The 21,228-nt window shown below is 70.0% G+C and carries 21 protein-coding genes; 12 read left to right on the top strand and 9 right to left on the bottom strand.

The genetic code is table 11. The features are described 5' to 3' along the window. Window positions 1-3 precede the first annotated feature (3 nt). Window positions 4-711, top strand: a complete 708-nt coding sequence (locus ACFKCF_RS52375; RefSeq protein WP_394503730.1) for a cytochrome P450 — start codon at window positions 4-6, stop codon at window positions 709-711. A gap of 294 nt (window positions 712-1,005) precedes the next feature. On the opposite strand, the gene ACFKCF_RS52380 is transcribed toward ACFKCF_RS52375, so the two are convergent. Then, window positions 1,006-1,986 carry a VOC family protein gene (locus ACFKCF_RS52380; RefSeq protein WP_394503732.1) on the bottom strand — a complete coding sequence of 327 codons (981 nt, stop codon included), beginning with the start codon at window positions 1,984-1,986 and terminating at the stop codon, window positions 1,006-1,008. Between the two features lie 126 nt (window positions 1,987-2,112). Here ACFKCF_RS52380 and ACFKCF_RS52385 point away from each other — a divergent pair, with 126 nt between their 5' ends. The 4 genes from ACFKCF_RS52385 (at window position 2,113) to ACFKCF_RS52400 (ending at window position 4,105) form a co-directional block, all read left to right on the top strand. Further along, window positions 2,113-2,691, top strand: coding sequence for a TetR family transcriptional regulator (locus ACFKCF_RS52385; RefSeq protein ID WP_394503734.1), 579 nt, complete (start codon window positions 2,113-2,115; stop codon window positions 2,689-2,691). A gap of 312 nt (window positions 2,692-3,003) precedes the next feature. Continuing rightward, complete coding sequence (locus ACFKCF_RS52390) at window positions 3,004-3,222, top strand: EF-hand domain-containing protein (RefSeq protein ID WP_394503736.1); 219 nt, start codon at window positions 3,004-3,006, stop codon at window positions 3,220-3,222. Further along, on the top strand, window positions 3,219-3,659 hold the full coding sequence (locus ACFKCF_RS52395) for a DUF6461 domain-containing protein (RefSeq protein ID WP_394503738.1): 441 nt from the start codon (window positions 3,219-3,221) through the stop codon (window positions 3,657-3,659). The genes ACFKCF_RS52390 and ACFKCF_RS52395 overlap by 4 nt, the downstream gene beginning before the upstream one ends. A gap of 260 nt (window positions 3,660-3,919) precedes the next feature. Beyond that, a complete protein-coding gene (locus tag ACFKCF_RS52400) occupies window positions 3,920-4,105 on the top strand; it encodes a DUF4236 domain-containing protein (RefSeq protein ID WP_394503740.1) in 186 nt (61 codons plus the stop codon). 479 nt (window positions 4,106-4,584) lie between these two features. Here the strand turns inward: ACFKCF_RS52400 and ACFKCF_RS52405 are convergent, their stop codons facing one another. Continuing rightward, window positions 4,585-7,818 (bottom strand): efflux RND transporter permease subunit, encoded by a 3,234-nt coding sequence (locus ACFKCF_RS52405; RefSeq protein WP_394503742.1) that lies wholly within the window; start codon window positions 7,816-7,818, stop codon window positions 4,585-4,587. A gap of 160 nt (window positions 7,819-7,978) precedes the next feature. Here ACFKCF_RS52405 and ACFKCF_RS52410 point away from each other — a divergent pair, with 160 nt between their 5' ends. Further along, window positions 7,979-8,371, top strand: coding sequence for a MarR family winged helix-turn-helix transcriptional regulator (locus tag ACFKCF_RS52410; RefSeq protein ID WP_394503744.1), 393 nt, complete (start codon window positions 7,979-7,981; stop codon window positions 8,369-8,371). Between the two features lie 42 nt (window positions 8,372-8,413). Here ACFKCF_RS52410 and ACFKCF_RS52415 read toward each other — a convergent pair whose 3' ends face one another. The 4 genes from ACFKCF_RS52415 to ACFKCF_RS52430 all read right to left on the bottom strand — a co-directional run bounded on the left by ACFKCF_RS52415 (window position 8,414) and on the right by ACFKCF_RS52430 (window position 14,851). Continuing rightward, window positions 8,414-10,633: a HelD family protein gene (locus ACFKCF_RS52415; RefSeq protein WP_394503746.1), complete on the bottom strand. Its 2,220-nt coding sequence runs from the start codon at window positions 10,631-10,633 to the stop codon at window positions 8,414-8,416. A gap of 166 nt (window positions 10,634-10,799) precedes the next feature. After that, entirely contained in the window at window positions 10,800-12,110 is a 1,311-nt protein-coding gene (locus ACFKCF_RS52420; RefSeq protein WP_394503748.1) for a lanthionine synthetase LanC family protein, read from the bottom strand. A 77-nt stretch (window positions 12,111-12,187) separates the two neighbouring features. After that, entirely contained in the window at window positions 12,188-13,435 is a 1,248-nt protein-coding gene (locus ACFKCF_RS52425) for an arginine deiminase (RefSeq protein ID WP_394503750.1), read from the bottom strand. 12 nt (window positions 13,436-13,447) lie between these two features. Next, entirely contained in the window at window positions 13,448-14,851 is a 1,404-nt protein-coding gene (locus tag ACFKCF_RS52430) for a basic amino acid/polyamine antiporter (protein ID WP_394503751.1), read from the bottom strand. 198 nt (window positions 14,852-15,049) lie between these two features. Between ACFKCF_RS52430 and ACFKCF_RS52435 the strand changes: the two genes are divergently transcribed. The 3 genes from ACFKCF_RS52435 (at window position 15,050) to ACFKCF_RS52445 (ending at window position 19,013) form a co-directional block, all read left to right on the top strand. Continuing rightward, window positions 15,050-16,453, top strand: coding sequence for a hypothetical protein (locus ACFKCF_RS52435; RefSeq protein ID WP_394503753.1), 1,404 nt, complete (start codon window positions 15,050-15,052; stop codon window positions 16,451-16,453). A 12-nt stretch (window positions 16,454-16,465) separates the two neighbouring features. After that, complete coding sequence (locus ACFKCF_RS52440) at window positions 16,466-18,103, top strand: Dyp-type peroxidase (RefSeq protein WP_394503755.1); 1,638 nt, start codon at window positions 16,466-16,468, stop codon at window positions 18,101-18,103. A gap of 148 nt (window positions 18,104-18,251) precedes the next feature. Continuing rightward, a complete protein-coding gene (locus ACFKCF_RS52445; RefSeq protein ID WP_394503756.1) occupies window positions 18,252-19,013 on the top strand; it encodes an SDR family NAD(P)-dependent oxidoreductase in 762 nt (253 codons plus the stop codon). Between the two features lie 15 nt (window positions 19,014-19,028). Here the strand turns inward: ACFKCF_RS52445 and ACFKCF_RS52450 are convergent, their stop codons facing one another. Beyond that, complete coding sequence (locus tag ACFKCF_RS52450) at window positions 19,029-19,499, bottom strand: pyridoxamine 5'-phosphate oxidase family protein (protein WP_394503758.1); 471 nt, start codon at window positions 19,497-19,499, stop codon at window positions 19,029-19,031. Window positions 19,500-19,654: 155 nt separating this feature from the next. On the opposite strand from ACFKCF_RS52450, the gene ACFKCF_RS52455 reads away from it, so the two are divergent. Then, window positions 19,655-19,795 carry a hypothetical protein gene (locus tag ACFKCF_RS52455; protein ID WP_394503760.1) on the top strand — a complete coding sequence of 47 codons (141 nt, stop codon included), beginning with the start codon at window positions 19,655-19,657 and terminating at the stop codon, window positions 19,793-19,795. A 60-nt stretch (window positions 19,796-19,855) separates the two neighbouring features. Here the strand turns inward: ACFKCF_RS52455 and ACFKCF_RS52460 are convergent, their stop codons facing one another. Next, window positions 19,856-20,197: a VOC family protein gene (locus ACFKCF_RS52460; RefSeq protein ID WP_394503762.1), complete on the bottom strand. Its 342-nt coding sequence runs from the start codon at window positions 20,195-20,197 to the stop codon at window positions 19,856-19,858. A gap of 97 nt (window positions 20,198-20,294) precedes the next feature. Here ACFKCF_RS52460 and ACFKCF_RS52465 point away from each other — a divergent pair, with 97 nt between their 5' ends. After that, on the top strand, window positions 20,295-20,597 hold the full coding sequence (locus tag ACFKCF_RS52465; RefSeq protein ID WP_394503843.1) for an ArsR/SmtB family transcription factor: 303 nt from the start codon (window positions 20,295-20,297) through the stop codon (window positions 20,595-20,597). After that, a complete protein-coding gene (locus tag ACFKCF_RS52470; protein ID WP_394503764.1) occupies window positions 20,594-21,016 on the top strand; it encodes an SRPBCC domain-containing protein in 423 nt (140 codons plus the stop codon). Before ACFKCF_RS52465 ends, ACFKCF_RS52470 begins: the two co-directional genes overlap by 4 nt. Here the strand turns inward: ACFKCF_RS52470 and ACFKCF_RS52475 are convergent. After that, window positions 21,013-21,225, bottom strand: a complete 213-nt coding sequence (locus ACFKCF_RS52475) for a hypothetical protein (RefSeq protein WP_185074419.1) — start codon at window positions 21,223-21,225, stop codon at window positions 21,013-21,015. The genes ACFKCF_RS52470 and ACFKCF_RS52475 overlap by 4 nt on opposite strands. Window positions 21,226-21,228: the final 3 nt, after the last annotated feature.

The following is a 21,228-nucleotide window of genomic DNA, read 5'->3' on the forward strand; positions in this document are numbered from 1 at the left end:
GACGTGCCGCTGGGCAGCGCGGAGAGCGAGCAGTACAAGCACCTGCCCTTCCGCTCCCCCGCCTCCCTGGAGGTGTTCGTCTACGGCCGGGAGCTCGCTCGTCAGCGACGCGGCGGCACGGGCACCGACCTGGTCTCCAAGCTCGTCAACGAGACCCCGCGCGACGGGGTCCCCCTCTCGGAGCAGGACTTCGACAACTACTTCCTGCTGCTCGTGGTCGCCGGCAACGAGACCACCCGGCACGCCATCTCGCACGCCACGCTCGCCCTCATCGAGCACCCCGACCAGCTCGACCTCCTGCGCCGCGACCCCTCACTCATTCCCGGCGCCGTCGAGGAGTTCCTGCGCTGGGCCTCGCCGGTCTACCACTTCCGCCGCACCGCCACCCGCGACGTGGAGCTGGGCGGCAAGCAGATCAAAGAAGGCGACAAGGTCGTCATGTGGTACGCCTCCGGCAACCGCGACGAGAAGGTCTTCGCCGACCCGTACGCCTTCGACGTCACCCGCACGAACAACGACCACGTCACCTTCGGCAAGAGCAGCCCGCACCTGTGCCTGGGCAACCTCCTGGCCCGAACCGAGATCCGCATCATGTTCGAGGAGCTCGTCCCCCGCCTCGCCGACATCCGCGTCACCGGTGAGGTGCCGCGGGTGCGCTCCAACTTCGTCAACGGCATCAAGAAGCTTCCCGTCGAGGTCACGCTCGCCTGAGACCGGCTGATCGGTCCCGCTCATCCTGGCGTTGTGCGGCCCCGAGCACGCACCCATCACCACGGCGGAATCCCGCAGCGCACCCTGACCGCCGCCCGCGGGAGACCCCGCGACGTCCGCCCCATCGAGGGCCTCGTCGATCGCGACAGCATCGGCATTGACGAGGCCGCCGACGGGAGCGCCAGGCCCTGGCCGTTACTCCGACGCCGAGCGGACCCGCACCCCGGCACCGGGGTGACTCTACGTGACCGCCCTCCCGTAGGAGCGTCATGAGCTCGTCGGGCGGAAGTCGTCTCAGTCGTCCTGGCGAAAGATGATCGCGGTGCCCAGGGCAGCGGAGGCGGGCACGAACATCTCCCCGGGACCGGTTCGGGTGACCGGGATGTCGTTGTCACGCAGGAACCGCTGGGTGACGGCGATGTCGCGTACCGACACCGTGTAGGCGACGAACGCCGGCAGCGCCGCCGGACGCTCACCGGGCAGCAGGCCGGCGAGCGCCGACGCGGACACGACGGTGACGTCCGCCCGGTCGAAACGCGCCGCGCCGGCGCCCGGCGCGAGCCGGCTGTCCCGCGCCTGGCCGAAGTAGGTTCCGTAGCGCCGCTCCAGCTCGGGCAGCGCCGGGTCGGCGACGCACAGCACGCATTCGACCAGACCGGTCGCACCATTGGGATGGCCGGTATGCGGCTGGTCCTGGGGCGCTTCGACGGGCGCGTTCTCGGCGAACCCGATCCGGCCTTCTGGCACGCGCCCGGCGGGCAATTCGGGATCGGAGATCTCAAGGTAGCGAGCGGGCTCCATCCTGATCCCCGCGCTGGTCTCCACGGGCCGCTGGATGGCGTGCACGCCGCCGTGACCGACGCCGCCGGCGGTCAGCCGCGCGGCGACGCTGTCGATGTCCGGCGCATTGGCGATCATGATGTGGAGACCCTGGAAACGCTGGAGAAAGGACCTGATGTTCGCGGCGGTGGCGTCGAGGGCGGCCACCAGCCCTGGCAGCTTGTCGTCGGGCACCTGCAGCGGGATCGGACGGGCTCCCCCGGGCACGCGGCCGGTCTCGTGGATGACGGCCACCAACTCGACGAAGTTGCCGGGAAAGTGCACGTGGGTGTTGGACACCCCGAACGGCTCACCAGGGCCTCCCGCCACCCGGGGAAGAACGGGATAGGCAGGTGGGGACACCGTGAAGCCCAGCCGGCGATACCGCTCCATCGCCTGCTCCATGTCCAGCACGATGTGGCCCACATGATGCAGGCCGTTGACGTCTTCGCCCATGACGGGCCACCTCCGTTGACGTACGTGATGTCGTGTGCGCTTCCGTCACCACTACTCCGCACAATTTGAGATAGCTCTCTCAATTGAGAGTACACCATCATTTGCTGGCACGATAAAGTTCGACGCATGGGTGACGGTGGGCTACGCGAACGCAAGAAGGCCAGGACCAGGGAGACGATCCTGCGCGAGGCGTTCCGGCTCTTCCGCGAGCGCGGCTACAACGCCACCACCGTCGAGCAGATCGCCGAGGCCGCAGAGATCTCTCCCGCCACCTTCTTCCGCTACTTTCCGACGAAGGAGCATCTGGTCACGCTCGACCGTTTCCCGCCTCTCGTCGAGGCTCTGGCCACTCAGCCGCCAGGCGCACCGGTCACCGTGCTGCGCGGCGCGTTCCGCACGGCGTTCGCCGCCCTGTCCGCCGAAGAGATCGCCGCGGGGCACGCGCGGGAGGTGTTCGCAGCCACCGTGCCCGAACTGCTGGTCGCCAACCTGCGCAGGAGTCCTCATATGATCCATGAGGTGTGCGAGGCGGTGGCGGAGAGAGCCGGATGCGGCACGGACGACCCGCGCATCCGAAACGCCGTCGGCGCGGTCTTCGGGGTCGTGGCCATGGTCTGGCTCCAATGGGCGCAGGACGCGCGCATGGACGGGCCCGCCGAGATCGACACGGCACTGGCACACCTGGAGACCGGCCTGAGCCTGTAGGCCGGCCGATCGAGCCCCGCGAATCCGAGATGGTCTCTCAGGTACTACATCGTGCCTTTCCCATCAAGCCGAACGAACCGGACCGAGGCGGTGACCGAGGTCGCGCACGCCGAGCAAGACCGGACGCGAAAGCCCGAACTCCCTCGCCGCCGTCCGCGCGACCGGCGACAACTCGGCACTGGCCGCTCAGGCTCGGGACCTCACCAAGGCAGTTCGTCCCCTCGGCCCGTCATTCCTCGCGCGGGGCACAAGCTCGTGCTTCGATGTTGCTTTGTCAGTACGTCGCATGAATCGCACGATGAGAGGTCACCCATGCCGGATCTCGACGACCCGACCGCCACGTTCCAGGAGTTCGACTGCGACGGGGACGGATACATCACGCGCGAGGAGTTCGCGCTCGCCATGAACGCGCGCGGCGAGGAGGTCACCGCCGCCGAGCTCGACTCGATCTTCAAGGCCTCGGACGAGCAGGATGGGGACGTGGACGGGCGCATCTCGTTGGCGGAGTTCCTGGTGGCCTGGAACAAGTGACGGCGCGCTTGCCTACCGCAAACGATCACCCGCTCGCCCCGGTAGGCAGGCATACGGCAGGCGCTGCCTCCATAGGCGACTGGGTGTTCGTCGTTGAGCCCAACGGCGGGCTCGGCACCGATGAAAAGATCATCACTTCGTTGTCGGCGGGAACCCGCCTCGTCTCCCACTTCCGCGACGTCGAAGGCGTCGAGTACTTCTACTGGAGCGAAGCTGGAAAGATCCGGTTCTGCTTCATCGCTGACGAAGGTTACGCGGAAGACGTACCGGACGAGGTCATGGAGACCATGCAGCGGATCGACGCCGACTACAGACACCTCTACCCCAGCGACGGGCCGGCGTTCCTCCTCGCCGAGCATCTCACCGGCATCACGCTGACACCGGAACTGCTGGAGGCGTCCCCCTACCTGTGCGGAGTCATCCCCGAACCGTGGTGAGCAGCATCCATCGCCTGACTCCCCCGAGACTCACTGGGGGCACCGTTCCGCTATGCCAAGCCATCAGGAGGAAAGAAGCTTCAGTCCTGGCCGCCCAACGCCGCGAACCGCCCGCATCCGAAGCGAGAAAGGTCTCCGCTGGGGCGGCCGAGGCACACCCACTCCCCCACCTCATTTGCCGAACCATTACCAAAGCCGATATATCGCGCGTTGATCGGGTAGCTGGAGGGCTGCATGCGAAACTGATAGAGGAGAGCGATATGGGCTTGAGCTACCGCAAGTCGATCAAATTCGGCCCCTTCCGGCTGAACCTGTCCCGGCGCGGTGTCGGCCACAGCTGGGGCAATCGGCTGTTCCGGGTGACCCGCACAGCCGACGGCCGTCGTACGCTGTCGATCAACCTGCCCGGCGGCTTCACCTGGCGCAAGACCAGTACCCGCCACTGACCGCCTAGGGCGGCAAAGAACCGAGTAGCGAATCAACGCTTACCGGCGCATGGCCACCTCCGACGCTCGCATCGTCACGGTGGCGATGAGCGCCGCAGGCTACTGGGGAACCATCACGAAAGAGCGCCCCATTCCCTGATGGGAAATGGGGCGTTCTGGTCAATTCCGGCCACAGCGGACCGACCGTCTCCGCATCGGCGGCTCGTGCGTTACAAGCCCTCTCATCACAGGGACGGCCTCCCACGCGGCCATCTTCGGCTCCGCCTGTTCCGGCCCCAAGGCTCCCTGCAGCCGGTCCCGCTCGGCCGGCAGCTCGTCGCGCACGCGAATCCAGGAATCCTCAGGCAGCAGACTGGCGCGGGTACTTACTTCCACACGAGGATCGCTCTGGCCGCGCCTCTCTCCCCCTGAGAGCTCCTCCCGGACCAGCCGCTTGCCCGGCGGGGTGCGATGACCCCGCCGGGCAAACAGCGCCTGCGTCAGGAGGCCGGGGTGAGGACCTTCGCCTCGTGCTTGGGCTCGGCCGGCTTGCGCCGCATCCGCTCCTTCGCCCGCTCCACCATCGTGTACAGCGTCGGGACCAGCACCAGGGTCAGCAGCGTCGAGCTGATCAGACCACCGATCACCACGATCGCCAGCGGCTGCGAGATGAACCCGCCCGAGCCGGTCACCCCCAGCGCCATCGGCGTCAGCGCGCAGATCGTGGCCACCGCCGTCATCAGGATCGGCCGCAGCCTGCGCCGCCCGCCCTCGATGACCGCTTCCACCACGCCCATGCCCTGCTCGCGATACTGGTTGATGAGGTCGATGAGCACGATGGCGTTGGTCACCACGATGCCGATCAGCATCAGCATGCCGATCAGGGCAGGCACGCCCAGCGCGGTGTCGGTGGCCACCAGCAGCCCGATCGCGCCCGTGGCCGCGAACGGGATCGACACCAGCAGGATCAGGGGCTGGACGAAGCTGCGGAACGTCGCCACCATGATCAGGAAGACGATCGCGATCGCCGCCAGCATCGCCATCCCGAGGTCGGAGAACGCGTCCGACTGCTGGGCCGACACGCCGCCGATCTCGTAGGAGGCCCCCGCGGACAGCGACAGGCCGCTCAGCTTGGTCGTCAGGGTCTGCGTCACGGCGCCCAGGTTGCCGGCGTCGGCCGCCTTGGCCGACACCGTGGCCGAACGCTCGCCGTCGATCCGCGTCACCTGCGTCGGACCGGCCACCTCCTTGACGTCCGCGACCGTCGACAGCTTCACCATGCCCGCCGCCGTCGGCAGCTTCAGGTCCTCGATCGCCTTGATGTCGTCCGGCGCGTCCGCGCCGCGCAGCACCAGGTCGCTGGAGCGGCCGTCCAGGGTGATCTGGCCCAGCGGCGCGCCGCGGAAGGCCTGCGCCACCGCCTGCCCCACCTGCGCCTCCGACAGGCTCCGCTCCGCGGCCTCCTGCCGGTCCACCACGACCTCGACCCGCGGCGCGCTGGTCTCCATGTTGGAGGACACCTCGGTGAGCCCCGACACCTCGCCCATCGCGGTCTTGACCGTGTCGGTCGCCGTGCGCAGCGTCTCGGCGTCGGGCGCCTGCACGATCACGTCGATCGTGTCGGAGGAGAACCCACCCCCGCCAGCGCCGCCCACCGTGACCTCGCCGACGCCCGACAGGCCGCCGATCCGCTCGCGCAGCTGCTGCTGCACCTTGTCGGGGTCGGCGCTTTCCTTGACCGTCACCGAGTACGACGCCCGGTCCGCGCCGCCGCCGACCGCGCCGCCCTGCATGGCGTTGCCGCCACCCACGTTCACCTGGTACGTCTCCACGCCGTCCAGGTCCTTCAGCACGCCCTCGACCTGCTGGGCGGCCTTGTCCGTGGTCGCCAGGTCCGTACCGACCGGCATCTTCTGCGACAGCGAGATCGTGTTCTGGCCCGAGGAGTCCAGGAAGTTCGTCTGCAACCCGCCGGCCAGGCCCATCGTGCCGATGAACACCGCCACGCCGATCAGGATCGTCACCAGCTTGAACCTGGTCGCGAACCGCAGCACCGGCAGGTAGGCCCGCTGCAGCGGCGAGCGCAACTCCTTGGCCTCGGCCTCCTCGCGCTGCTTGCGCGCCTGCTCCGGCGTCAGGTTCGGGGCCTTCAGGAACCAGTACGCCAGCACCGGCACCACCGTCAGCGACACCACCAGCGAGGCTAGCAGCGCCACCGCCACCGTGATCGCGAACGGGCGGAACAGCTCGCCCACCATGCCGCCCACGATCGCGATCGGCGCGAACACCGCCACCGTCGTCAGCGTCGAGGCCGTCACCGCGCCCGACACCTCGCGCACCGCCGTGAGGATCGCCTGCAGCTTGGCCTCGCCGTACCCGAGATGTCGTTTGATGTTCTCCAGCACCACGATCGAGTCGTCGACCACCCGGCCCACCGCGATCGTCAGCGCGCCCAGGGTCAGCATGTTCAGCGAATAGTCGCCGGCCCACAACGCGATCAGCGCGATCACCACCGACAGCGGGATCGACACCGCCGTCACCAGCGTCGACCGCACCGACAGCAGGAACACCAGGATGACCAGCACCGCGAACGCCAGGCCCAGCAGGCCCTCGGTGGTCAGGCTCCGGATCGACTCCTCCACGTACGGCGCCTGGTCGAACACCACCGACACCGCCGTGTCCGAGCTGTCGCCCAGCGACCTGGTCAGCTCGGGCAGCTTCTCGCGGATGGCGTGCGAGATCGACACCGCGTTGCCGTCGGGCACCATCGTCACCGACACGCCCAGGCTCGTCCTGCCGTCCGTACGCGTGATCGTCCTCGCGTCCGCGAGCCCCAGCTTGATCTCGGCGACGTCACCGAGCTTGACCGGCTTGAGCGGCTTGGGCTTGGCCACCTGCTGCTGCGCGAGCGCCGCCGGGGACTGGCCCGGCCGGCCCGCCTGCCCGGTCTGCGGGCGGGCCTGAGCCTGGCTCGGCTGCTGCGGGGTGGCCGCCGGCTGGGTCGGGGTCAGGTACAGGTCCTTCAGCTTGGCAATCGAGTCGACCCGCGCACCCACCTGCACCGTGAGCGACTTGCCGTCAGCGGTCAGCGTGCCCGCCGGGATCGGCGTGCCGTTCGCCTTCAGCACGTCAGGGATCTGCGAGGCCGACACTCCGGCCTTCGCCATCTTCTTGGTGTCGGGCTCGATCGTCACGACCTCGTCGCGGGTGCCCGTGACCGACGCCTCCCGTACGCCCTCAACGCTCTGCAGCTCCGGCACCATGATCCGGCGCAGCTTGTCGGCCATCGCCCGCTCGTCGCCGCCGTCGCCAACCGCGAGCACGACCACCGGGATGTCATCGGTGTTGCCCGCCACGACCTGCGGATCCACCCCGTCCGGGAGGGAGAGCCGGCTGACGGCCTGCTGCATCTTGTTCAGCGAGGACTCGACGTCCGTGCCGTACTCGAAGGCCACCTGGACCTGCGCCAGGCCCTCCTTCGACGTCGAGGTCATCTGCTCCATCCCGGCCAGGCCCTGGAACGAGTCCTCAATCGGCTTCGTCACCTGGTCCTCGACGATCTCGGGCGAGGCACCCGGATACGCCGCGACCACGAACGCGCCAGGGAAACTCAAAGACGGCAGCAACTGCTGCTTCAACTGCGGAATCGTGAACGCGCCGAACGCGCTGAGCACGAGCGCGACCAATATCACAAGGCTGCGATTGACCAGGCTCAAACGAGCGAATGCGGTCATAGGCGTCCCCCTCCAAGAGTTCGCCCCAGACTAACACTTCGCCTTGAACGAATATTTAGACAGATTGAGCTTTCCTGATAACCTTCTCAGGAAGCGAGAGGTGAGTGTGAGCGACGAACGCGAAGACCTGATCCGTCGAATCAGCGAGACACAGCGTGGCATGGGGCGACTGTTCGCCCAGCATCAGTCCCCGCTGTTCACCTCCAACCTGACCATGCGACAACTCCATGTCATCATGCTCCTGGCCTTCAACGGCTCCGCCTCCGGCCAGGAGCTCGCCCACCACCTCGGCGTCAGCCTCGGCACCGTCACCGGCCTCGTCGACCGGCTCGTCGCCCACGGCCTCGTCACCCGCCACGAGGACCCCCACGACCGCCGGGTCCGCCGCGCCGAGCTCTCCCCCGCCGGCACCGCCCTGATCGAGGAGATCCACAACTCCGGGCTCGAGCACTATCGCCGCATCCTGGACCACCTCGACACCGAGACCCTCCGCTCGCTCGACGACATCACCCGTACGATCCGCGCGGTGGCCGACAAGCTCTACAACGAGTGACCGGTCCTCCGCGGCACAGCGCCGACGCCTTTACGTTGTAGATTAGGGAGCCAGCCCGGACAGCACCTCCGGCAGCTCCCCCTCGTACGCCACCGTCAGCCGCCGGGTGGCCCGCGTCACCGCCACGTACAGGTCCTGACCCCCCATCGGCGACTGCCCCATGATCCCCGCCGGATCCACCACCACGACCGCGTCGAACTCCAGCCCCTTGGCCTGCTCCACCGTCAGCACCACCACCGGCGCGTCCAGGTCGCCCTCCGGGAACAGCCCGGCCACCTCCGCGTGCCGAGCGTCCGAGGTCACCACGCCCACCCGGCCCTCGCCGATCGAGGCCAGCTCCCCGTCCACCAGCCCCGGCAGACCCGCCACCGGCAGGCGCACCGCGCGCGGCCGCGAGCCGCCCTCGCGCACCGACTCGGGCGGCTCCTGCTCGGGGGCGAAGGCCCGCAGCACATCCGCCGCCACCGCCATGATCTCCACCGGCGTGCGGTAGTTGACCAGCAGCCGCTCCTCGCGCCAGCGCCCCTCGAGGTACGGGTCCAGCACCTCCCCCCACGACCGTGCCCCGGCCGCCGACCCCGTCTGCGCCAGGTCGCCCACGACGGTCAGCGACTTCGCCGGCACCCGCCGCATGATCATCCGCCAGGCCATTGCCGACAGCTCCTGCGCCTCGTCCACGATCACGTGTCCGTACGCCCACGTCCGGTCCGCCGCCGCCCGGTCGGCCGTCGTCAGCCCGAGCCCGTCGTCGGCGTGCCGCCCGGCCAGTACGTCGGCCCGGTCGAAGATGCCCTCCTCCAGCACCCCCGTGGTCTGCAGCACCTCCAGCGCGTACAGCTCCTCCGACGCCTGCTCCTCGGACGCCCGCCTGGCCGCCACCCGGCGCTCCGAGTCGTCCTCGCCCAGCAGCTCGGCCGCCTCGTCCAGCAGCGGCACGTCCCCGGCCGTCCACGGCGCGTCCACCGGCCGGACCAGCTCCTGCCAGTCCAGCCCCGACGGCGCCGCCGACCACAGCGCCTCCGGCGAGGCCAGCAGCTCCGAGACCAGCCGCTGCGGCGTCAGCTCCGGCCACAGGTCGTCCACCGCCCGCCGCACCTCCGGCTCGCCCCACAGCCGCCCCGAGGCCAGCTCCAGATCGAGCTCGTCCAGGTCGCCCTCCAGATCGAGCGGCTGCGCCAGCTCCGGTTCGCCCTCGATGACCAGCTCCTCGATGTGCAGCGACTCCTCCAGCGCCCGCGCCTCGGCCTTGGCCAGCTCCTTGAGCAGCTCGGTGACGTACAGCTTGCGGGCCATGTTGTGCGGCAGCCGCACCGCCCGTGCCCGGTCGCGCAGCCGCACGCACGTCTCGTGCGGCACCCGCAGATCGAGCCCGTCCAGCTCGACCACCAGGTCGCCCTCGGGCGCGCGCTGGCGCAGCTCCAGCGCGCGGGCGACCACGTCGGCCATCCGCGGGTCGCCCTTGACCACCGCCGTCGCCGGCGCGTCGGCCGCGCTCGCCCGCACCCCCGGGAACATCTCCCCCACCGTGGTCATCACCACCTGCGTCTCCCCCAGGGCCGGCAGCACCTGGCTGATGTAGCGCAGGAACATCGAGTTGGGGCCCACCACCAGCACGCCGCGCCGCTCCAGCGTGTCGCGGTGGGTGTAGAGCAGGTACGCCGCCCGGTGCAGCGCCGCCACGGTCTTGCCGGTGCCCGGGCCGCCCTGCACCACCAGCGCGCCCTGGAGCGCCGCGCGGATCACCCGGTCCTGCTCGGTCTGGATGGTGGCCACCACGTCGCCCATCCGGCCCGTCCTGCCCCGGCGCAGCGCCGCCAGCAGCGCCGCCTCCCCGACGAGCGTGCGCCGGTCGCCGTCGCTCATACCCTCCAGGTCGAACACCTCGTCGTCGATGCCGACCACCGTGCGGTCCTTCAGGTGCAGGTGCCTGCGGCGCACCAGCCCGCCCGGGTCGGTGGCCGTGGCCACGTAGAACGGCCGCGCGGCCGGCGCCCGCCAGTCGATGAGGACCGACTCGTGCTCCTCGTCGCGCAGCCCGATCCTGCCGACGTACGTGCTGTGCCCCGCGCCGTCGTCGATGCGGCCGAAGCACAGGCCCCGCTCGACCGCGTTCAGCTGGGCCAGCCTCCTGGACTGCTCCGAGGCCAGCGCCTCGCGTTCGACCATCGCCTGTCGGGTGCCGCCGGCCCTGGCGTACACGTCCCGCAGCGCCGCCTGGGCCCGCTCCCTGGCGACGTCGAGCCTGCCGTACAGCGACGACACAGTACGCTGTTCGCTGTCAAGGGCTTCCGCAAGACCATCTTGACGATTAGCCATTCGCTGGTATACTCCTAACTGGAGATTTGTGAAGCCTTTGCCTAAATTGGGCAATCGAGCTTAACGCCGCGCACGCGTGCGCGCAATCTCCTCGTTGCGTTATTCCGGGGCGTTATTCCGGCAGTGTGCCCAAGGGCGCCGGGATCGCCGGGAACGGGTTGTCCGGCAACAGGATCACCCGCCGTCCCCGCCCCGCCGCCTCCAGATGCAGCAGCGCCGCGCCGATGCCCGCCGCGCCTGCCATGTACCCGGTGTCCGCACTCACCACGCCGGGGCGTACCCGCTCAAAGGCCTGATACCACCGCAGACCCCCGCCGTCGCCGCTCGCCCGGCCCGCCAGGTGCTCGCCCAGCGTCCGGGCGAAGCTCAGGTACGCCTCCCGCCCCGTCACCGCCCACAACCCGACGAACAGCTCCACCAGCCCCGCCAGCCCGCAGCACTGGCAGGCCGTGTCCCACAGCCCGGGCACCCGCCGGCCCGGCACGCCGCTCGTCACGATCCCCGTGGCCAGCCGCTCGGCCCACTCCAGGTCGGCCGGATCGCCCCCGGCCCGGTACAGCTCGACGAACATCCGCGCCACCCCGGCGGAGCCCGAGCAGAACCCCAGGTAGTGCAGCCCCCGCCCCTGCGGCAGATGGTGCGGCACCAGCGCGCGCCGGCCGCTCACCGCGCTGACCGCGCGCACGAAATCCGCGCCCCTGCGCGCCGCCTCCAGGAACCGGGCGTCGCCGCTCACCCCGTACAGGCGGGCCAGCAGGAACGCCGTGCCCGCCGTACCGGCCAGGAACCCCGGCGTGACCGCGTCCGCCGGCAGGCCCTCGCAGTCGCCGAAGCGGTGCCCCGGCACCGCCAGCCCGGTCGCCCGCAGGCCCGCCTCGGCCGCCAGCTCCGCGTACGACGGCACCCCCAGCATCGAGGCGCCGTGCAGCAGCGCCAGCACGACGCCGCCGTCGCCTCGCTGCGCCGGATCCCCCGACCAGCCGGGACCGCTGTCCATCGGCCGCGCCGCCCGCGCGACCCGGTCCAGCGCCGCCACGGCCGCCTCCTCGGCCACGCCGTCTCCCAGCACCCACCCGGCCTCGCACAACGCGACCGCGATCCCGCCCAGCCCGTGGTGGAACGTCACGTCGCCGACCCCGGGCCCGGCCTCGACCAGGTAGCGCACGCCCGCCCGGGCATCCTCCAGGTACTCCTCCCGCCCGGTCGCGGCGGCCAGCTCCAGGAAGAACAGCACGATGCCGGCCGCGCCGCCGTACAGGGAGGCGGGCTCAGGCGTCAGCGCGGAGCGGCCCCGCGGGTCGGGGTTGGCCACCCAGTGCCGCGCCCGCGCGTCGCCCGCGGCCGCCGTCCTGATCCATCGCGCGGCCCCGATCGCGGCGCTCAGCGGGGCGCCGGCGGACGCGCGGGTCGGATCCAGGCTCATGACGCACCCGAGGGCTCTTCCCGATCAGTGGACGACCTCATTTTCCCTCATCCCGCCCCGCCCGCCAATCGGCGGAGTCAGACGGGGTCGCGCTGGATGGGGCAGGTCATGCAGTGCGCGCCGCCGCGCCCCTTGCCCAGCTCGAACCCCTCGATCTCGATCACCTCGACACCGTGCCCGCGCAGCTGCCGGTTGGTGTACTGGTTCTTGTGGTACCCCACCACGACCCCGGGCTCCAGGGCGAAGAAGTTGTTGCCCGAGTCCCACTGCTCGCGGGCCTGCTGGTACTCGTCCCCGCCGGTGGGGATCAGCTCCAGCCGCCCGATCCCCAGCGCCTCCTCCACGGCCGGCACGAACCCCGCGTCCCTGCGCACGTCCAGCGTCCCGGGCTTGTCGCCCGGGCGCAGCGAGTAGGTGGCGGCGGTCTCCAGGAACGGCGGGTAGACCGCGGCCTTGTCGGCGTCGAGGAAGGTGAAGACGGTGTCCAGGTGCATGTAGGAGCGGCGCCGGGAGATCTCCACGGCGATGACCCGGTCGGCGGCGCCCACGGCGAACAGCGACAGCGCCACGTTCTCCACCGTGCGGGCGCCGGTGCGCTCGCTCAGGCCGATCACCACGCTCCTGTTGCCGATCGGCATCATGTCGCCGCCCTCCATCGCGGCGGTCCCGTAGTCCTCCTCGTCGAACCGGCTGTCATCGCCCCCGTACGGATACCAGAAGGCGAACTCCTCGCCCGCGAACATCGGGTGATAGTGGTAGATCGTGCTCTGGTTCATGGTCTCCAGCAGCCGGGCGTGGAAGAACATCGGGTTGAGCGACACCCCGCCGTACAGCCAGGCCGCCGGATCGCGCTGGTAGAGGGAGTTGGGCAGCGGCGGCAGCACGAACTGGCCGGCCCGCGCCGAGGCGGCCACCAGCGAGCGCGACTCCATCCCGGCGACGCCGTACTCCTGCTTGGTCAGCCCGCCGACGAGGTGCGCGGCCAGCTTCTCGCCGCTCCAGCCGGCCAGCGTCTCACGCACCCCCTCCACCAGGGCCGGGCCGACGGTCAGATGGGTGACGGCCGCCTCCACGGCGTGCTGCCTGGCCTCGAGCCCGGTGTCCAGCGCCTGCGCCAGCAGCTCCTGGTGGTAGAAGACCTCCACTCCGCGCTCACGCAGGAGGGTCACGAACACGTCGTGCTCCCGCTGGGCGTGCTCGACCCAGAGGATGTCGTCGAAGAGCAGTTGCTCGCGGTTGCCGGGGGTGAGCCGCCGCAGGCTCAGCTCGGGCCGGTGCACGATGACCTTCCGCAACCGGCCGACCTCCGAGTGCACACCGAACATGCCCGTCCCCCTTCAGATGGTGATGCGGCCGGTCACCAGGCCGGCCACGCCCAGCACGCCCGCGACCACGGCGACGACGAACAGGACCAGCTCGGACCGGGAGAACACGCGCCTGCCGCGCTCGCGCCGCGTGATGACGAACAGCACCGTGCCCAGCGCGTAGATGATGAACGACAGCAGCAGCAGGTTCAGGCCCGCCGCGAAGATCAGGAAGGCGGTGTAGAGCGTCGCCAGCGCCGCCACGACGACGTCCCGGCGCCCGCCCCCTTCGCGCACGGCCAGCATCAGCGCGTAGCCCGCGGCCAGCAGGTACGGCACCAGCGACAGCGAGCTGCACAGCTTGAGCGTGAAGGTGAAGGCATCCTGCGAGAACAGCGTCGTCAGCAGCACCGCCGTGACCAGCAAGGCCGTCGCCGTCAGCGCGGCCGACGGCGCGCCCTGGGCGTTCTCCCGTTTGAGGAAGGCCGGCATGTCCTCGTCCTTGGCGGCCACGTACAGCACCTCGGCCGCCATCAGGGTCCAGGCCAGGTACGCGCCCAGGACCGACACCACGAGACCGACCGCGATCAGCGCCGCTCCCCAGCGCCCCACCGCCGCCTCCAGCACCCCCGCCATCGACGGCTGGCGCAACTCGGCCAGCTCCCGCCGGGGCAGGACCCCGTACGAGAGCAGGGTGACCGACGCGAACAGTGCCAGCACGCCGAGGAAGCCGAGCACCGTGGCCCGGCCCACGTCCTGGCGCCGGCGCGCGTACCGGGAGTAGACGCTGGCGCCCTCCACGCCGAGAAAGACGAAGACCGTCACCAGCATCGTGGCCCTGACCTGGTCGAACAGCGGCCCGTCGCCCCAGAGGCCGGCCGTGAACACCTCTCCGCGCAGGGCGACGGCCACGATCACCACGAACAGCAGCAGCGGCACGAGCTTGGCCACCGTGACGACCCGGTTGATCGCCGCCGCCTCCTTGACGCCGCCCAGGATCAGCAGGTGGAAGGCCCACACGCCCACCACCGACACGGCCACCGCGGGCAGCGTGCCGCCCTCGCCGAACGCCGGCACGACCGCGCCCAGCGTGGACTTGATCAATACCCAGTACGACGCGTTGCCCACACACGCGCTGGCCCAGTAGCCGAAGGCGGAGAAGAAGCCCGGGAACTCCCCGAACCCGGCCTTGGCGTAGGCGTACACGCCGGCGTTGAGGTCCGGCTTGCGCACCGCCAGGGTCTGGAACACGAACGCCAGCATGAGCATCCCCGTGCCGGCCACAGCCCACGCGACCACCGCCCCGGCCACGCCCGTGGCCTGCCCGAAGTTGCGGGGCAACGAGAAGACCCCGGCGCCGACCATCGAGCCGACGACCATGGCCGTCAGCATCGTCAGCGGGAGCCGCCTGGTCGCGGGCGCGTCGGTGGTAGTCATGGCCGCACGGTCATTCCGCGTGGGAGCCGCCCGGAACCGTCCCCACGCGATCCTTTGCCGAACGATGTGCCGGCATCCGCCGAGCGCATTGTCGGCAGATGGTCAATCTCTCCCAATTGATGATTACTTAGAGTTATTAGTCGCATACTTACGGATATAGATGCGTGGTGCGCTGCTGACAGGAAGGGGCGGTTGCCGATGTCCGAGGGCCCCGGTGCGCGGCGGTACGATCCGCCGGGCAGGCTGCCCGACTTCAAGCACATTGAGGGGCAGTTGCAGCAGTGGAGCGATGCGGTCTCCGGCTGGTTCGACGAGTGCATCGGCTATCAGGAAGCCCACAACCTGCACCAAGGCGACAAGTGCCAGTACTACAACTGGCTGACCACGAGTGTGCCCGGGCCGGAGATGCTCCAGTCGATCGTGTGGAACGCATTGCCGAACACGCTGGTACGCCGGTTCGGATATGCCGAGGCGGTGGAGTTGGCGGACAGCATGTTCCCGCTGACCAAGCGAACCGACGGCGCGGGCGGCTACTTCGAGGGCAAGGTCTGGGGGGGCGTGTTCTATCGCCCGCAGGACGAGTACTGCGAATGGCGGCCGATCAGGAACGGCTCGAACAAGATCACCAAGATCGTTTTCACGTCCGAACCCCCGGAGTACTGGCAGGCCCTGCACGGTGACACGCTGCCAGGGGCGAGTGCGGATTCAACGGCCACGTACCCCTTCCGGGGTGACCGCGCGCTGATGCTGGAGCTGTATCGCACCTACGTGGACAAGAACGTCCAGCTGAAGGACCTTCAGGCGCAGGAGGATCTGATCGACGAGGCCACCAAGCGCGTGGTGATCCCGGCCGGTGCGTACAACCCGTGGAACAAATGGAACACCACCCACGGAGTGATGCATCTGTGCCAGCCGGACAACACGCTGGTCGCCGAGATCGCCCTCGGCGCTGACGCCACCGTCCTGCGTCAGCGGGGTGGCCGACCCGTCGACGACCCCGATGCGCTCGTGTGCTGCTCACGCTACGGCGGGCCGATGCGCAACAGCGATCCAACGATCGGGGCCGGCGTCAATTCCCTGGCCCGGATGGGCTGCTGGATCACCCTGCGCAACCCGGTCGGGCTCTACATCAACCACATCGACCTGGCGGGAATCACCCGGCCCGACGGTACACCGCACGGCAAGCCGATCACGCCTGAGTACTTCCGGGTCGAACGGGGCTCGCTGACCGAGCACTTGATCGCACGGGCGGTGTTCGAGGTCCCGCCCTCCGAACAGCCTGCCTACGGCGAACCGCTCACCGTCAGCGACCTGCGGATCGCCGGCGTTCCGATTCAGTACGGCGCTCAAATCGCCGAACGCATCACCGTCGCGCTGACGGGCGTGGCCGCCGGACCCGGATCATTTCGCAACACGCTCGTGGGTTGCGTCGGCCGCTGCTGTCAAGGACAGGAGAACCCGAAATTCCTGCGGCTGGTGAGCCGCGACGCCGCGTGCCCGGACGGGACGCGTCCGGCCTTCGACTATCCCGGCGCTCAGAACGCCGTGCCCGAAGCCCGCCTGGACGCCGACACCGCGCCGCGTCTGCGACGCCGAGCCTAGGAGAGGACCACCATGACCACTCCGGACGAGGAGCCCCTGCTGGATGGGGACGAGATCCAGGGCAACGTCGCCCCCGGATTCCTCAAACCCCACATGGCGGTGCTCGCGCTGAGCCTCGACCGTGACCAGATCCCCCTGATGAGGCGGTGGTGTCACGCGATCGCCTCGGAGGTCACCACCCTGTCCACGGTGATGAGGACCAGGGAGCACGTACGGGCACTCGAACACCAGCGTGCTGAGGCGAAATTGTCCGCCCTGCGCGGCCCGACCGTGGACGGCGCCCTGGCACTCAGTGACGTTCTGGGCGATGTCCGCGATGTGTGGCTCAGCGTCGCATTCAGCCGGCCCGCGTTGCAGGCACTGCTGCCCGACGGTCAGAGTGACAGCATCGCCGCGTTCACCGACCCCGCGTTCCAACTGGGTATGACCGCGCGATCGACGTCCCTGGGCGATCCGGCCGACCCCACCGCCGAGGGCCACCACAGCACGTGGAAGGTACGCGACCCGGACATTCTGCTGGTCATCGGCGCCGATGACGAAGGTGACCTGGGCGATTACCTCGGCGAACTGCGGCCGGAGTTGGCCCGTCACGGGTTCGGCGTGATCTACGAGGAGCTGGGGCACAAGCTCGACGCCATCGGCTCGGAGCATTTCGGCTTCCAGGACGGGGTGTCCCAGCCCGGTGTCCGCGGCCGATACGGGCCGAACGCGGACTTCCTCACTCCCCGGTACGTGGCCGACATGGCCGGCCAGCGGCCTGAGTGCTGGCTGTACGGACTGCCCGGCCAGCACCTGGTGTGGCCGGGCGAGTTCGTGTTCGGCTACCCCGGCCAGGGCAGCGACCCGCTGTTGCGCGGCGACGAGCGGCTGCCCGGCCCCCACTGGAGCCGCAACGGCTCCTACCTCGCTTTCCGCCGGTTGCGGCAGGACGTGCCCGCGTTCCGCGCGTTCCTGGAGGAATCCGCACGCCGTCTGCTTCCCTGGGAGATCACCGCTCAGAAGATCGGCGCCGATGTCGTGGGCCGCTGGCCCAGCGGCGCGCCGGTCGCACGCACCCCCGGCAAGGACATCCCTGAACTCGGCGTGGACCGGCTGCGCAACGACTACTTCGAGTTCGGTTCCGACGCCCGTGCGCTTGTCCTCATCAACGGCGAGACCACCGACCGCGACCACCCGGACGCCGACGCCGACCCGATCGGCCTGATCTGCCCGCAGTTCGCGCACATCCGCAAGGTCAATCCCCGTACTGCCGCCAACGACGTGGGCGGCCGTATGGCCTCCTTCACCCGCCGGATCCTGCGCCGCGGACTCCCCTACGGGCCGGTCTACGACCAAGATCCGGACGCCGACCGCGGGCTGTTGTTCTTGTCCTACCAAACGTCAATCGTCGACCAGTTCGAGTTTCTCAACCGTCAGTGGATGGGCGACTACGCCAACCCTCGCAGCCCCGGGGACCACGACATGCTCGTCGGCCAGAACGGGCAGCCCGGTCAGCACCGACTCCGCCAATGTGCCGTCCCCACCGCGGGCGGAACCACTCTGGCCGCAGTACGCGACTTCGTCATCCCCACCGGCGGCGGCTACTTCTTCACCCCGTCCATCACCGCACTGCGCGAGGTCCTGGGCGCACCCGACGCCGACGCCCTTTGACACCGCGGCCGGCAGACGGCGTGCATGCTGGGCAAGGAGCAGACCGCATTCGAGGTGAACGTGCCGAGCCCACGCTCAGGTCTCCTCGAAGGCCGCAGTGCCCCTCGGGCGATGGGCCGCCTGCCTCGGGGTGCTAGCTTGTCCGATCATGTCTGACTATCTGCGGGAGCTGTTCTCCCTCGACGGCCGGCGCGCCCTGGTGACCGGCGGCAGCTCCGGCATCGGGTACGCCATCGCCGAGGCGATCGGCCGGGCCGGGGCCGAGGTCGTGCTGGTGGCCCGCAGGGAGAGCGAGCTCGACCAGGCCGTCACCCGCCTGCGCGAGCACGGCGTCACCGCCTCCCGGATCAGCGCCGACCTCGCCGACCGCGACGACGTCCGGCGCGTGTGCGCCACGGCGGGCGATGTGGACATCCTCGTCAACGACGCCGGCAACAACATCCGCAAGCCCATGGCGGACCTCACCGTCGAGGACTACGAGCGCACCATCGCCGTCAACCTCACCGCCCCCTATCTCCTCGGCCAGCACTTCGGCCCGAGGATGGCCGCCCGCGGCTGGGGCCGCATCATCAACCTCGGCTCCCAGCAGTCCATCAGCGCCTTCGGCGACAGCGGCGCGTACGGCACGGCCAAGGCCGCCGTCGCCGGCCTGACCCGCTCCCAGGCCGAGGCGTGGTCGGCCCGCGGCGTGTGCGTCAACACGATCATCCCCGGTTTCGTGCTGACGCCGCTGACCGAACCCGCCCAGGCCATCCCGGGCCGCGTCGAAGCGCTCGCCGCCCGCCACATGGTGGGCCGCAACGGCGTGCCCGGGGACTTCGCGGGCGCGGCCGTCTTCCTGGCCGGGGACGCCTCCGCGTTCGTCACCGGGCAGATGCTCTTCGTGGACGGCGGCTTCTCCGTCCACTAGCCGGACCTGGAGGGCTTACTTGCGGCGGATCTGGCGCGTGCCCACCCCTTCGCGCCAGGCGTCCATGACGATCTCGTCGCCCTCCACCCGCGTCCACACCACCTCCGTCAGCTCGATCCGGAACAGGTGGGACTCCTCGCTCGGCAGCTCGAACGACGCCTGCTCCTCCCGATCGGTGACCTCCACGGCCCGCCCGGCCAGCTTCAGGTCGCCCTCCCACGACGACGGATCGTCCCCCTCGGGGGCGCGGGAGGTGACGTGGATCGCCATCCGCGGGTCGCGGCGCAGGTCGGACGCCTTGACCGCCCTCGGCATCGACCCCGTCCACAGCTCGCCGTCCCGGAAGCTGGTCTCGATGCCGCTGACCCGGGGCGAGCCGTCCTGGCGCAGCGTGGCCAGCACCTTGTGCCGGTATGCCGCCATCAGCCGCCGCGCCACCCCGGCCAGCTCCGGCGCCTGGTGCTCGAACTCCTGCCATGAAGCCATGGCGACCATCATGCCCGCCGTCACCGACAGAATCAGGTCCCGCGGTCAGGCACGGCCGCGGACGCGGCGGGCGCCGGTCACCATGGCCGGGGCCGCCATGTGCGCGCCGCCCGGCCGGCGCGGAGTCCGGGCGGCGCGGAGTCCGGGCGGAACTGATGCTCTCCCTTCAGGCTGGGGTGTGGCTGCTGCGCAGCGTTCTGGGCACGCCGGCACTGAGCGAGGGACCGCCGGAGCACCTCGCCCAGCACATCGAAGCGCTCTTTCAGGTGCTGGTGACGCCCCGCGCGGCCGAGTAGAGCACGGAACAGGAACGCACCCCTGTCGACACTGATCTCCTGCCCCCTGGAATCAAGCAGCTAGTCGAAACCCGGAGCGGGCTGCCAGAGGCTGATCTCCGTGCCCTGGTCGTCGGTGCACGTGCAGCCGCGCCCCGACTTGCTGTCGTACAGCTCGCCGGTGTCACCGCCCAGCTCCCGCACCCGCTCGACGGCCGCGTCGATGTCGGTGACGTGGTAGTAGAGGTTCGGCTGCGAGGAGGGCCCGCGCGCGACGAGCCCCATCGGCACGGCCGTGTTCGTGACGTGCAGGTACGTCTCGTGCTCGCGCCTGAACGCCCAGCCGAACAGCGCCCCGTAGAAGGCGGCCGCCCGCTCCAGGTCCGCGACGGACAGGGTGTAGTAACCCAGCTCGACACTCATGTATGCACCTCCGCAATAATTGCCGCTAGCGTTAAGGATTAAAGCCTAACGGAAGCAGGCAATAATTAACACCAACGTTAACGAACTCGACGCGACGCTGGCCGCCCTCGCCGATCCCACCCGGCGCAAGGTGATCGACCTGCTGCGCGAAGGACCGCGGCCCGCCGGCGAGCTGGCGCAGGCCGTCCAGATGAGCGCCCCGGCCCTCAGCAGGCACCTGCGGGTGCTGCGGGCGGGCGGCCTCGTCCAGGCGGAGGCGGGCGGCGCCGACGCCCGGCTGCGCCTCTACACGCTGCGCCAGGAGCCGTTCGCGGCGCTGCAGGCCTGGCTGGACCAGGTGCAGGCGTTCTGGGCCGAGCAGCTCGGCTCGTTCAAGGATCACGTGGAGCGGGGCCGGTGAACTCCGTCCAGGCCAGCGTCACCGTGCCCGTCGACCCGGCGACCGCGTTCCGGATCTTCACCGACGAGATCGACAGCTGGTACGTACGCGGCCGCCACAGCTGGGTCGACCCGGCCCGCGCGGTCGGCATCCGATTCGAGGACGGCTTCCTGCGCGAGCTGTGGTCCGACGGCGGCCACGTCGACACCGGCAGGATCCTCACCTGGGAGCCGCCGCGCCGCCTCGTCTGGGCCGACCTGCTCAACGAGGGCGGCCGGATGGAGATCGAGGTGGCCTTCAGCCCTGTCGAGGGCGGCACCGAGGTGCTGCTGGAGCATCGCGGCCTGGACACCCTGCCCGCCGACGTGGCCGGGCGCATCCGGCGCGGCTACTCCTGGAACATCGTGCTGCGCTGGTTCGCCGGCCGGTGGGCGGGCTAGCGGCGGCCGTACTTCTTGTGCACGGCCTGCTTGCTCACCCCGATCGCGTCGGCGATCTGCGCCCAGGCCAGCCCCGCCACCCTGGCCCGGCGCACCTGGACCGCCTCCAGGCGCTCGATCTCGCGGCGCAGGGCGGTCGTGGCGTGCAGGGCCAGCAGCGGGTCGTCGTCCTGCGCCTGCCGAAGGAGGGTCGCCAGGTCGTTCGTCATGCC

Origin of the sequence: Nonomuraea sp. JJY05 (assembly GCF_043496855.1) — a bacterium.
In the GTDB taxonomy this organism is placed as follows: domain Bacteria; phylum Actinomycetota; class Actinomycetes; order Streptosporangiales; family Streptosporangiaceae; genus Nonomuraea.